The following is a 12051-nucleotide window of genomic DNA, read 5'->3' on the forward strand; positions in this document are numbered from 1 at the left end:
CTACGCGCGTTGTTGACTCTTCCCATAGGAGATCTGGACATGCCCTTGAACCGCCGGAAGTTCCTGCAGAAGTCCGCGGCGACCGGAGCGGGGGTGGCGGTGGCGAGCGCCGTCGCGGCTCCGGCGGCGCAGGCGGCCGAGGCCACGGCGGCGCAGAGGCCCGCCCAGCGGTACTCGCTCACCGTCATGGGCACGACCGATCTGCACGGCCATGTCTTCAACTGGGACTACTTCAAGAACACGGAGTACTCCGACAAGGCGGGCAACGCGCAGGGGCTGTCCCGTATCTCGACGCTGGTGAACCAGGTGCGCGCGGAGAAGGGCCGCTGCAACACGCTGCTGCTGGATGCGGGTGACACGATCCAGGGCACCCCGCTGACGTACTACTACGCGAAGGTGGATCCGATCACCGCGGAGGGTGGTCCGGTGCATCCGATGGCGCAGGCGATGAATGCGATCGGGTATGACGCGGCGGCGCTGGGCAATCACGAGTTCAACTACGGCATCGAGACGCTGCGGAAGTTCGAGGAGCAGCTGCATTTCCCGCTGCTGGGTGCGAATGCGCTGGACGCGAAGACGCAGAGGCCGGCTTTCCCGCCGTATGTCATCAAGAAGTTCCGGGTGCCGGGGCTGCCGTCGGTGAAGGTGGCGGTGCTGGGTCTGACGAATCCCGGTATTGCGATCTGGGACAAGGCTTATGTGCAGGGGAAGTTGGAGTTTCCGGGGCTGGAGGAGCAGGCGGCGAAGTGGGTGCCGAGGCTGAAGTCGATGGGTGCGGATGTGGTGGTCGTCTCGGCTCACTCCGGATCCTCGGGTACGTCGTCCTACGGTGACCAGCTGCCGTATGTCGAGAATTCGGCCGCGTTGGTGGCTCAGCAGGTGCCGGACATCGATGCGATTCTGGTCGGTCATGCGCATGTGGAGATCCCGGAGTTGAGGGTCACCAATGCGAAGACCGGGAGGACGGTGGTGTTGTCGGAGCCGTTGGCGTATGCGGAGCGGCTGTCGCTGTTCGACATCGAGCTGGTCTTCGAGAAGGGCCGCTGGAGCGTGGAGTCCGTCTCGTCGAAGGTGCTCAACTCCAATACCGTCGCCGATGACCCGAAGATCACCAAGTTGTTGTCGGACGAGCACGCGAAGGTCGTCGAGTACGTCAACCAGGTGGTGGGTACGGCGACGGAGACGCTGACGACGGTCGAGGCGCGGTACAAGGATGCGCCGATCGTCGATCTGATCACCAAGGTTCAGGAGGACGTGGTGAAGGCGGCGCTGGCGGGCACCGAGTTCGCCTCGCTGCCTGTGATCGCGCAGGCCTCGCCCTTCTCCCGTACGTCGGAGATCCCGGCCGGGAAGGTGACGATCCGGGATCTGTCGAGCCTGTATGTGTACGACAACACGCTGGTCGCGAAGGTGCTGACGGGGGCGCAGCTGAAGGCGTATCTGGAGTATTCGGCGGAGTATTTCGTGCAGACGGCGCCGGATGCGGTGGTGGACGTGGAGAAGCTGACGAATGCGAACGGCCGTCCGGACTACAACTACGACTATGTGTCGGGGCTGTCGTACGAGATCGATATCGCCCGGGCGGCAGGTTCTCGGGTCCGGAATGTGACCTACAAGGGTGCCGCGCTGGACGATGCGCAGAGGTTCGTGTTCGCGGTGAACAACTATCGGGCCAATGGCGGTGGTGCGTTCCCGCATGTGGCGTCCGCGCGGGAGGTGTGGTCGGAGTCGACGGAGATCCGGACGCGGATTGCGGAGTGGGTGACGGCGAAGGGTGTGCTGGATCCGAAGGACTTCGCGTCGGTGGACTGGCGGCTGACGCGGGGTGGTGTGCCGGTTTTCTAGGGGTTGGGCCTGGAGGTTCGGCCTGGAGGTCGGGCCCAGTGGTTGAGCGGTGACAGGTCTACGGCGTCGGCGATGGTTTGTGCGCCGGCGCCGTTGACGTGGAGGTGGCTCGTTGTCCGTCGTCGACGAGGGGGGTGAGGGTGGGTGCCTGGCGGGCGCGTGGGATGTGCGGGTGCTGTTGCTGGTCGAGTCCGAAGGTGGTGAAGGCGGTCCGGGTGGGGAGGGGGTAGGTCTCTTTGCCGGTGAGGGAGTTGAGGATGGTGGCGGAGCGCCAGGCGGCGAGGCCGAGGTCGGGGGTGCCGACTCCGTGGGTGTGGCGTTCGGCGTTCTGTACGTAGATGTGGCAGTTGGCGGCGCTGATGGCGGGGTCGAGGTCGAGGCGGAAGCGTTCGTCGATGCGGGGGCGGCCGCGGCTGTCGCGGCGCAGGTAGGGGTCGAGGCCGGCGAGGAGGCGGTCGAGGGGGCGTTCGCGGTAGCCGGTGGCGAGGATGACGGCGTCGGTGGTGAGGCGGGAGCGGGATTCCTGCTGGGTGTGTTCCAGGTGGAGTTCGACTTTGGTGGTGGCGAGGCGGCCTGCGGTGCGGACGCGGACGCCGGGGGTGAGGACGACGTCGGGCCAGCCGCCGTTCAGGGTGCGGTGGTAGAGCTCGTCGTGGATGGCGGCGATGGTGTCGGCGTCGATGCCTTTGTGGAGTTGCCACTGGCTGGTGACGAGGCGGTCGCGGACGGCTTCGGGGAGGGCGTGGAAGTAGCGGGTGTAGTCGGGGGTGAAGTGTTCGAGGCCGAGTTTGGAGTACTCCATGGGGGCGAAGGCCTCGGTGCGGCCGAGCCAGTGGAGTTTTTCGCGGCCGGCGGGGCGGGCGCGGAGCAGGTCGAGGAAGATTTCGGCGCCCGACTGTCCTGATCCGATGACGGTGACGTGGCCGGCGGTGCGGAACGTGTCGCGGTGGGCGAGGTAGTCGGCGGAGTGGACGACGGGTACGCCGGGGGCTTCGACGAGGGTTTTGAGGGGTTCGGGGATGTGGGGTTCGGTGCCGATGCCGAGGGCGATGTTGCGGGTGTGGGTGCGGCCGAGGGCTTCGGCTTCTCCGTCGGGGCCGAGTTGGGTGTAGTCGACTTCGAAGAGGTCGCGTTCGGGGTTCCAGCGGACGGCGTCGATCTGGTGGCCGAAGTGGAGTCCGGGGAGGCCGGCTGCGACCCAGCGGCAGTAGGTGTCGTACTCGGCGCGCTGGATGTGGAAGCGCTCGGCGAAGTAGAAGGGGAAGAGGCGGTCGCGTGATTTGAGGTGGTTGAGGAAGGTCCAGGGGCTGGTGGGGTCGGCGAGGGTGACCAGGTCGGCGAGGAAGGGGACTTGGATGCGGGAGCCGTCGATGAGGAGGCCGGGGTGCCAGGCGAAGGAGGGGCGCTGGTCGTAGAAGGCGGTGTCGAGTTCGGTGAGGGGGTGGGCGAGGGCGGCGAGGGAGAGGTTGAAGGGGCCGATGCCGATGCCGACGAGGTCGCGGGGTGCGTCGGTCTCGTTGTGTGGGGGGTGTGGGTGCGGGGGCGTGCTCATCGGGCTGGTTCCTTCCACGGGTCTTCCACGGGTCTTCGGCGGAGTTCGGCGGAGTCTTCGGGGGGTGCTTCGACTTCGCGGGCGGCTTCGTCTCGGCCGGCTTCGTGTCGGGTGGCTCGGTCTCGGGCGGCTCGGTCTCGGGTGGCCTCGCTCAGGCGGGTTCGTCGGCGGCCTTTTCGACGAGGGCGAGGAGGGTGGCGAGGTCGTCGGGGCGGGTGTCGGGGTTGAGCAGGGTGGCTTTGAGCCAGAGGCGGCCGTCGAGGCGGGCGCGGCCGAGGACGGCGCGGCCCTGGTGGAGGAGTTTTCGGCGTACGGCGGCGACGGCCTCGTCGGTGGTGTGTGCGGGCCGGAACAGGACCGTGCTGATGGTGGGGCGGTCGTACAGCTCGAAGCCCGGATGGTCGTAGACGAGACGGGCGAACTCCTGTGCCCGGTCGCAGACTTGGTCGACCAGTGCGCCGAGGCCGGTGCGGCCGAGGGTTTTGAGGGTGACGGCGATCTTGAGGATGTCGGGGCGGCGGGTGGTGCGCAGGGAGCGGCCGAGGAGGTCGGGGAGGCCGGCTTCGGTGTCGTCGTCGGCGTTGAGGTAGTCGGCGTGCTGGTGGAGGGCGGTGAGGTCGTGGGGGTCGCGTACCGCGAGGAGGCCGGCTGCGACCGGCTGCCAGCCGAGTTTGTGCAGGTCGAGGGTGATGGTGTGGGCCTGGCCGAGGCCGGCGAGTTTGTTGCGGTGGCGGTCGCTGAGGAGGAGGCCTCCGCCGTAGGCGGCGTCGATGTGCAGGCGGGCGTGGTGGGCGGTGCACAGGGCGGCGATCTCGGGGAGGGGGTCGATGAGTCCGGCGTCGGTGGTGCCGGCGGTGGCGGCGACGAGGTGGGGGCCGGGGAGGGTGGTGAGGGCCTGGTCGAGGGCGGCGGGGTCGAGGGTGCCGGTGGGGGCGGGGAGCGTGACGGGGTCGGGCAGGCCGAGGAGCCAGGCGGCGTGGGGCAGTGAGTGGTGGGCGTTGGCTCCGCGGATCAGGCGGAGGCCGGTGCCGTGTGTCTCGCGGGCGAGGAGGAGGGCGAGTTGGTTGGATTCGGTGCCGCCGGTGGTGATCAGGGCGTCGGGCCGGGGTTTGTGCGGGTGGGCGGGGGTGGCGGCTTCTGCGTAGATCTCGGCGGCGAGGGCACGGGTGACGAGTGTCTCCAGTTCGGATGCCGCGGGGGCCTGGTCCCAGGAGTCGAGGGAGGGGTTGAGGATGCTCGCGGCGAGGTCGGCGGCGGTGGCGACGGCCAGGGGCGGGCAGTGCAGGTGGGCGGCGCACAGCGGGTCGGCGGGGTCGGCGGCGCCTTCGGCGAGGGCGTGCACGAGGGTGTGCAGGGCGTCGGGGTCGCCGTGCTGTGGCAGTACGTCGCCCAGGGCGGCCCGTAGGCGTGCGGCGACGGCGGCGGGTCCGCCGGCGGGCAGGGGTCCTCCGCGTGCGTGTGCGCCGTCGTGGAGTGCTTGGAGCACGGTGTCGAGCAACGGCCGTAGGGCGTGGGGGCCTTCGGGTCCGGAGGCGAGGCTCGGTGTGCTCATGGGTTCCTCCCGGGCGCGCGGGCAGAGGGGGTTCCAGCTTGTCGGTGGATGCGTGCGCGTGCCCGAGAGGTTCAACGATCGGAACCCGAAAGGGTGTCCTTACGGCGTTTCTGCGGGGAAAACGTGGTGCGGTTCAGGGGTTTTGTGGGGTGTTGGGGTATTGCGGGCTGTTGAGGTGGGGGGCCGTTGCCCGGGGTCGGGCGGTGCCCTCCCCCATGGGGGTGGCTGATCGTCCTTCGCCCGGTCGAGTCCGGGGAGGACGATCAGCTGCCCGCATCGCCGTCAGGGACCAGCCGCACCTGCGGCGTCGTACGTCCCGGTCCTATGCCTGCCTCACCCGCAACGCCCGTGCCAGGTCGTCGAGTTCGTCGGCCAGGGTGCGGCGCAGGGCGGGGATCGGGTCGGCGGTGTCGAGGCATTCTTCGCCGAGGTGCAGGTTCTCGGCGTCGACGGCGTGGGCGGGGAAGGCCCAGCGGCCGACGGCGGTGGCGATGGCGGGTCCGCGGCGGGCGGCGACGGCGACGGCGTCCTCGTAGTAGCGGGGCACGTACGCACGTACCAGGTCGGCCTGTTCGGGCTGCCAGAAGCCGCGGGCGGTGGCGGTGAACAGGTAGTTGGACAGGTCGGTGCGCTCGTCCGTGCCGAACATGGCCTGCCAGGCCGTGGCCTTGGCCTCGGCGTCGGGCAGGGCGGCGCGGCAGCGGGCGGCGCCTTCCTGGCCGGTGGCGGAGGGGTCGCGGTCGAGTTCGGCGGCGATGGCCTGCTCGTCGGTGGCGCCGAGGACGGCGAGGCGGGCGAGGACGCGCCAGCGCAGTTCGGGGTCGAGTTCGGGGCCGCCGGGGACGGTGCCGTCGGCGAGCCAGGCGGCGATGGTGTCGGGGTGGGCGGCGACGTCGATGAGGTGGCGTACGGCGATCAGGCGCAGGCCGGGGTTGTCGCCGTCCTCGGTGCGGCGGATGAGGTCGCGGCACAGGGAGGTGAGGGTGGTCAGGGCTGCCGGGCGCTGTTCGGGGGTGAGGTAGCGGTCGGCGACCTTGGCGGTGGCGAAGGCGAGGACGCCCTGGACGAGGGCGAGGTCGGTTTCGTGCGGGAGGTGGGTGCGGGCGGTGTCGAGGTAGGCGGTGGGCGGGAGCTCGCCGTCACGGACGGCGTCGCGCAGGGCGTTCCAGACGACGGCGCGGGTGAGGGGGTCGGGCAGGCCGGAGAGGCTGGTGCGGACGGCTTCGAAGGATTCGGGGTCGAAGCGGATCTTGGCGTAGGTGAGGTCGCCGTCGTTGAGGAGGAGCAGGGCGGGGCGTTTGCCGAGGGGCTCGGGCGTGGTGTGCGGGATGTCGAGGTCGAGGCGGTCGCGCAGGATGAGGTGGCGGCTCTCGTCGGCGACGTCCGGGTCGTAGAGGCCGACGGCGATGCGGTGCGGGCGGCTGCCGGTGTGTTCGACGGTGAGGGTGCAGGTGCCGTCGTCGCCGGGGGTCACCACGGGGGTGAGGGTGTCGACTCCGGTGGTGCGCAGCCAGGCGTCGGCCCAGGCGTGGACGTCGCGTTCGGTGGCGGAGGCGAGGGAGTCGATGAAGTCGGCGAGGGAGGCGTTGGCGAAGCGGTGGCGGGCGAAGTGGGTGTTGATGCCGGCGAGGAAGTCCTTCTCGCCGAGCCAGGCGACGAGTTGGCGTAGTGCGGAGGCGCCCTTGGCGTAGGAGATGCCGTCGAAGTTGAGGAGGGCGGAGGCCGTGTCGTTGACGTCCTCGGGGGCTACGGGGTGGGTGGACGGGCGCTGGTCGGCGTCGTAGCCCCAGGCTTTGCGGGCGACTCCGAAGTCGGTCCAGGTGTCGGTGAACCGGGTCGCTTCGGTGAGGGTCTGGTAGCCCATGTACTCGGCGAAGGACTCGTTCAGCCAGATGTCGTCCCACCAGCGGAGGGTGACGAGGTCGCCGAACCACATGTGGGCCATTTCGTGGGCGATGACCATGGCGCGGGTCTGGCGTTCGGTGTCGGTGACGGCGGAGCGGTAGACGAACTCGTCGCGGAAGGTGACCAGGCCGGGGTTCTCCATGGCGCCGGCGTTGAACTCGGGGACGAAGGCCTGGTCGTAGGAGTCGAAGGGGTAGGGCTCCTCGAATTTCTCGTGGTAGCGGTCGTAGCACTGCTTGGTGATCTCGAGGAGTTCCTCGGCGTCCGCGTCCAGGTGGGGGGCCAGCGAGCGGCGGCAGTGCAGGCCGAAGGGCAGGTCGCGGTGTTCGGTGCGCACGGAGTGCCAGGGGCCGGCGGCGACGGCGACGAGGTAGGTGGAGATCAGGGGGGTGCTGGCGGCCTGCCAGCGGCCCTCGCCGAGGTGTTCGGTGATGCCGTTGGCGAGGACGCTCCAGCCTTCGGGGGCCTTGACGGTCAGGTCGAAGACGGCCTTGAGGTCGGGCTGGTCGAAGGCGGCGAAGACGCGCTGGACGTCCTCCATGAACAGCTGGGTGTAGAGGTAGGTCTCGCCGTCGGTGGGGTCGGTGAAGCGGTGCATGCCCTCGCCGGTGCGGGAGTAGCGCATGCTCGCGTCGAGGTGCAGTTCGTGCTCGCCGGCGGTGAGGTTCTTCAGGGGCAGGCGGTTGCCGTCGAGGGTTTCCGGGTCGAGGGGCTGCCCGTCGAGGGTGGCGGTGCGCAGCTGGGCGGGCTTGAGCTCGACGAAGGTGTCGGCGTCCGTGCGCGCGGTGAAGCGGATGACGGTGCGGGAGTCGAAGGTCTCGTCGCCGGTGGTCAGATCGAGGTCGATCGTGTAGCGGTGGACGTCGAGGAGCTTGGCACGGGTCTGCGCTTCGTCGCGCGTCAGAACGGACATGCAGGTAATGCTGCCCGATGGCACTGACAAGGCACAGGGGCGGACCGGTACGCGCCCTATGTCCGTTCTCCTTCGAGCTCCCCGCCCAGCGCCTGGCTGAGGCGCTGGGCGGGGAGGCGGGCGTCGGGGTGGGGCAGGGCGGCGGGGCGGCGGGCGTCGGCGTCGGTGTGGTCCTTGACGAGGGCGCGCAGTTCGCGGATCTCCTGCTCGAGGGCGAGGTGGCGGCGGTGGGCGTCGTAGAGGTAGCGGACCTTGGTGCGCAGCGACCAGGGGTCTATGGGTTTCATGACGAGGTCGGCGACGCCGAGGGCGAAGGCGGTGGAGGTCAGTAACCGGTCGGGGCCGAAGCCGGTGAGGAGGATGACCGGGATGTGCTGGGTCTGCTCCACACGGCGCATGTAGCGGACCACGTCCAGGCCGCTGACGCCGGGCATGCGGACGTCGAGCAGGAGGAGGCCGACCTGTCCGCGGAGCACCTGTTTGAGTGCCTCGTCGCCGTTGGTGGCGCGGCCCAGCTGATAGCCCAGCGGGGCCAGGGCGCTCTCCAGGGCGTACAGGGTGTCCTCGTGGTCGTCCACGATGAGGATCTTGGCTTCCGGCATGGCCCGTCGTCCCTCCCGCGTGGACAACCAGCTTATGTCCGAGGTGCTGACGTGGCGTGGCCGTCAGCTGACAAGGAGTGCACAGCGCAGCATGCCCTGTGTGGACCCTTCTGTCACGTCCTCTGCGGCATCCATCGAGGTCAATTCGCCGTTTTTGCGGAGCCGTTCACGGCGTCGTCCGCGATGCGTTCGTGGTGGCGGATCACTTCGGCGATGATGAAATTCAGGAACTTCTCAGCGAATGCCGGGTCCAGTTTGGCGCTTTCGGCGAGGGCGCGCAGCCGCTCGATCTGGCGGGCTTCGCGGGCCGGGTCGGCGGGCGGCAGTCTGTGTGCGGCCTTGAGGTGGCCGACCTGCTGGGTGGCCTTGAAGCGTTCGGCGAGCATGTGGATGACGGCCGCGTCGATGTTGTCGATGCTGTCGCGCAGCCGGGCGAGTTCCTCGCGGACGGCGGGGTCGACGTCGCGGGTGCCGGTGTTGCTGGTGGTCATGAGCGCCCAGCCTACGTGGCGGACGTGGGTTCGATCATCGGTGGATCGTCGGGGTCGGGGATGCGGTTGCTCCAGCCGCCGGGGACGGCGCGGTACTGCTGGGCGCGGAAGCGGACGGGCGGCCTGGCGACGCGGCGGGCCGTGCACTGTTGAGCACGGTGCGTCGCATCGCGGTCACATCGGGTTATGGGTCGTCGTCCGGCGGTCGTGCTTCCGTCCAAGCAGCGCCGGTCTTGGTTCATGGACGTGATCGCCGCCAAGGGGGGAGGCTGGGGCACATGACCGAGTTCGAGGTGGGGGAAACGGATTTCCTGCTGGACGGGCGGCCGGTGCGGCTGTTGTCCGGGGCACTGCACTACTTCCGGGTGCACGAGGAGCACTGGGGCCACCGGCTGGCGATGCTGCGGGCGATGGGCCTGAACTGCGTGGAGACGTACGTGCCGTGGAACCTCCACGAGCCGGGGCCGGGCACCTACGAGAACGTGGAGGCCCTCGGCCGTTTCCTGGACGCGGCCCGCGCGGCGGGGCTGTGGGCGATCGTACGGCCGGGGCCGTACATCTGCGCCGAGTGGGAGAACGGCGGGCTGCCGCACTGGCTGACGGGCGAGCTGGGCACGCGCGCGCGTACCCGTGACGAACGGTTCCTGGAACACCTGGAGCGCTGGTTCGGCGTGCTGCTGCCCCAGGTCGTGGACCGGCAGATCGACCGCGGCGGCCCGGTGATCATGGTGCAGGTGGAGAACGAGTACGGGAGCTACGGCTCGGACGCCGGGTATCTGCGCCGCCTCGCCGACCTGCTGCGGGAGCGGGGCGTCACGGTGCCGCTGTGCACGTCGGACGGCCCGGAGGACCACATGCTCGGCGGCGGCAGCATCCCGGGGGTGCTCGCCACGGTGAACTTCGGCTCCCGCGCGCGCGAGGGCTTCGAGGCGCTGCGCCGGCACCGTCCCGAAGGGCCGCTGATGTGCATGGAGTTCTGGTGCGGCTGGTTCGACCACTGGGGCGGCGAGCACATCACCCGCGGCGCCGACGACGCCGCGGCCGCGCTGCGGGAGATCCTGGAGTGCGGGGCCTCGGTCAACCTGTACATGGCGCACGGCGGGACCAGCTTCGCCGGCTGGGCGGGCGCCAACAGGGGCGGCGGCGCGCTGCACGAGGGGCCGCTGGAGCCGGATGTGACGTCGTACGACTACGACGCCCCGATCGACGAGTTCGGCCGGCCGAGGGAGAAGTTCTGGCGGCTGCGTGAGGTCCTCGCCGAGTACGCCGAGGGGCCGCTGCCCGAACTGCCGCCCGCGCCCGCGCGGTTGGATGTGTCGGCCGGGGTGCGCCTGGACGGGTGGGCGCCGCTGGACGCCGTAATGGAGGCGCGGGGAGGCCCGGAGACCTCGGGGCCCGTGCCGCCCACCTTCGAGGAACTTGATGTGGATCGCGGGCTCGTCCGGTACGCGGTGACGGTGCCCGGGCCGCGGCAGCCCTACCCGCTGACCGCGCGCGGCCTGCGGGACCTGGCCGTGGTGTACGTCGACGGGGAGCGGGCCGGTGTGCTCGCCGAGGGCGACGAGCAGCTCAAGGAGCCCGTGGCCGGGCACGCGCGCGTGGAGCTGTGGGTGGAGTCCCTGGGGCGCGTCAACTACGGGCCGCGCAGCGGGGAGCCCAAAGGGATCACCGGGGGGCTGCTGCACGAGCGGCAGTACCTGCACGGGGTACGCGCGCGTGGGCTGCGTCTGGATGCGCTGGACGACATCGGGGACGTCCCCTTCCAGCCGCTTGCCGGGGACGGCGCCCCGGGGCTGTACCGGGGGACGGTCACCGTACGGGGCGCCGGGGACGCGCGGCTCGAACTGCCGGGCTGGACCCGCGGATTCGCCTGGGTCAACGGGTTCAGCCTGGGCCGCTACTGGTCCGCGGGCCCCCAGCGCTCCTTGTACGTGCCCGGTCCGGTGCTGCGCGAGGGCGAGAACGAGGTGTGGCTGCTGGAGTTCGAGGAGGCGGCAGCGGGGGCCGTGCTCCTGCAGACCCTCTAGCGATCTCGCAGGTCGACCGGGGCGGGCGAGCGGCCCGCAGCCCCAGGATCAGGAGGCAGACATGACAAGGGTGCAAGGTCGTGCCCACGCCCTGGAATCCGACCAGGGAAAATCGGTCCGCCTCCCCGTACAGTGGAATCGGGTTCAGGGCGTCTTGGGGGTTCGGGCGTGGCGAACGGCGGACCGGTCGAGCACGGCTACCCACACCTGGAGACGGTGCGGGCCGCCATCACCGCGCTCTACAAACGGTTGTCGTACGACACCATCCAGACCTTCTCCAGCAGCGTCCTGCCCGCCGATGTGGCCTTCTGCGACACCGACGACCTCTATCTGGGCGCGCAGCGGGTGGCCCGCGAGCTGGTGCGCCACTACCGGCTGCCGGACGCCCGGCTGATTGTCGGCTTCCGCGAGATGCAGCACGCGGCGAACGTCGAACTCGCCGCGGGCCCCGAGTACTTCGTCGAACTGAACGACCGCTTCCGCACCCACCGCCGCGACATCGGCGCCGCCCTGGCCCACGAGATCATGCATGTGTATCTGCACCGCCTGGACCTGTCCTTCCCCGGCACCCGCGACAACGAGATCCTCACGGACACGGCGACGACCTACCTGGGCGCGGGCTGGCTGCTGTTGGACGCCTACCGGGAGGACTCGACCTCCTCCCAGAAGCTCGGCTATCTGACCCCCGAGGAGTTCGGCTACGTCCTGGCCAAGCGCGCGCTGGTCTTCCACGAGGACCCGTCGATCTGGTTCACCAGCCCGCAGGCCTACGAGGCCTACACCCGGGGCATGGCACAGGCCCGCCACGACGAGCAGCAGCCCCCGCTGACGGGCGCCGGCTGGGCGGGCCGCCGCCGTTACGCCCGCGACCGCCGCCACGCCCCGGGGCCGCAGCCCGGCGTGCCCTACACCTTCACCCCGGACGGCGGCGGCCGGCTGCGCGTCTCGTTCCCCTGCCCGACCTGCCATCAGAAGATCCGGGTGCCGGTACGCGGGCGCGTGCGCGCGCGGTGTGCGCTGTGCCGGACGGTGCTGGAATGTGACACCTAGGGGGTGCTGCTTTGCTCCCGGCGCTGCAGCGGGGTCTGGGGGCTCTGCCCCGAACTCGAACTGCTCGACGCGCTCCGGTACTTGTAGTCGACGGTGCAGTTCTGAACGCTGAGT

At 70.2% G+C, this 12051-nt stretch carries 8 protein-coding genes and 1 pseudogene; 3 read left to right on the top strand and 6 right to left on the bottom strand.

The features are described 5' to 3' along the window. Window positions 1–39: 39 nt before the first annotated feature. Window positions 40–1845 (top strand): bifunctional metallophosphatase/5'-nucleotidase, encoded by a 1806-nt coding sequence (locus ACWC1K_RS32740; RefSeq protein ID WP_450836560.1) that lies wholly within the window; start codon window positions 40–42, stop codon window positions 1843–1845. 58 nt (window positions 1846–1903) lie between these two features. On the opposite strand, the gene ACWC1K_RS32745 is transcribed toward ACWC1K_RS32740, so the two are convergent. The 6 genes and pseudogenes from ACWC1K_RS32745 to ACWC1K_RS32770 all read right to left on the bottom strand — a co-directional run. Next, window positions 1904–3397 (bottom strand): lysine N(6)-hydroxylase/L-ornithine N(5)-oxygenase family protein, encoded by a 1494-nt coding sequence (locus ACWC1K_RS32745; RefSeq protein WP_450836552.1) that lies wholly within the window; start codon window positions 3395–3397, stop codon window positions 1904–1906. Window positions 3398–3548: 151 nt separating this feature from the next. Next, window positions 3549–4949, bottom strand: a complete 1401-nt coding sequence (locus ACWC1K_RS32750; RefSeq protein ID WP_450836553.1) for a pyridoxal phosphate-dependent decarboxylase family protein — start codon at window positions 4947–4949, stop codon at window positions 3549–3551. Window positions 4950–5271: 322 nt separating this feature from the next. Beyond that, a complete protein-coding gene (gene pepN, locus ACWC1K_RS32755; protein WP_450836554.1) occupies window positions 5272–7767 on the bottom strand; it encodes an aminopeptidase N in 2496 nt (831 codons plus the stop codon). Window positions 7768–7823: 56 nt separating this feature from the next. Next, window positions 7824–8369, bottom strand: a complete 546-nt coding sequence (locus tag ACWC1K_RS32760; RefSeq protein WP_450836555.1) for a response regulator — start codon at window positions 8367–8369, stop codon at window positions 7824–7826. Between the two features lie 140 nt (window positions 8370–8509). Next, window positions 8510–8860 (bottom strand): chorismate mutase, encoded by a 351-nt coding sequence (locus tag ACWC1K_RS32765; protein ID WP_099928096.1) that lies wholly within the window; start codon window positions 8858–8860, stop codon window positions 8510–8512. An 11-nt stretch (window positions 8861–8871) separates the two neighbouring features. After that, window positions 8872–9000, bottom strand: a pseudogene (locus ACWC1K_RS32770) (AraC family transcriptional regulator); the annotation flags it as partial. Between the two features lie 138 nt (window positions 9001–9138). Here ACWC1K_RS32770 and ACWC1K_RS32775 point away from each other — a divergent pair. Both ACWC1K_RS32775 and ACWC1K_RS32780 read left to right on the top strand, forming a co-directional pair. Then, window positions 9139–10887 (top strand): glycoside hydrolase family 35 protein, encoded by a 1749-nt coding sequence (locus ACWC1K_RS32775; RefSeq protein ID WP_450836556.1) that lies wholly within the window; start codon window positions 9139–9141, stop codon window positions 10885–10887. A 168-nt stretch (window positions 10888–11055) separates the two neighbouring features. Further along, entirely contained in the window at window positions 11056–11937 is an 882-nt protein-coding gene (locus ACWC1K_RS32780) for a hypothetical protein (RefSeq protein ID WP_450836557.1), read from the top strand. The last annotated feature ends 114 nt before the right edge of the window (window positions 11938–12051 follow it).

It is taken from the genome of Streptomyces sp. NPDC001492, from assembly GCF_053597275.1.

What these genes read in the sequence shown, in the direction of transcription:
- ACWC1K_RS32765 (WP_099928096.1), bottom strand. Translation starts at nt 8,860, where the DNA reads ATGACCACCAGCAACACCGGCACCCGCGACGTCGACCCCGCCGTCCGC.
- ACWC1K_RS32745 (WP_450836552.1), bottom strand. Translation starts at nt 3,397, where the DNA reads ATGAGCACGCCCCCGCACCCACACCCCCCACACAACGAGACCGACGCA.
- ACWC1K_RS32760 (WP_450836555.1), bottom strand. Translation starts at nt 8,369, where the DNA reads ATGCCGGAAGCCAAGATCCTCATCGTGGACGACCACGAGGACACCCTG.
- pepN (WP_450836554.1), bottom strand. Translation starts at nt 7,767, where the DNA reads ATGTCCGTTCTGACGCGCGACGAAGCGCAGACCCGTGCCAAGCTCCTC.
- ACWC1K_RS32750 (WP_450836553.1), bottom strand. Translation starts at nt 4,949, where the DNA reads ATGAGCACACCGAGCCTCGCCTCCGGACCCGAAGGCCCCCACGCCCTA.
- ACWC1K_RS32740 (WP_450836560.1), top strand. Translation starts at nt 40, where the DNA reads ATGCCCTTGAACCGCCGGAAGTTCCTGCAGAAGTCCGCGGCGACCGGA.
- ACWC1K_RS32775 (WP_450836556.1), top strand. Translation starts at nt 9,139, where the DNA reads ATGACCGAGTTCGAGGTGGGGGAAACGGATTTCCTGCTGGACGGGCGG.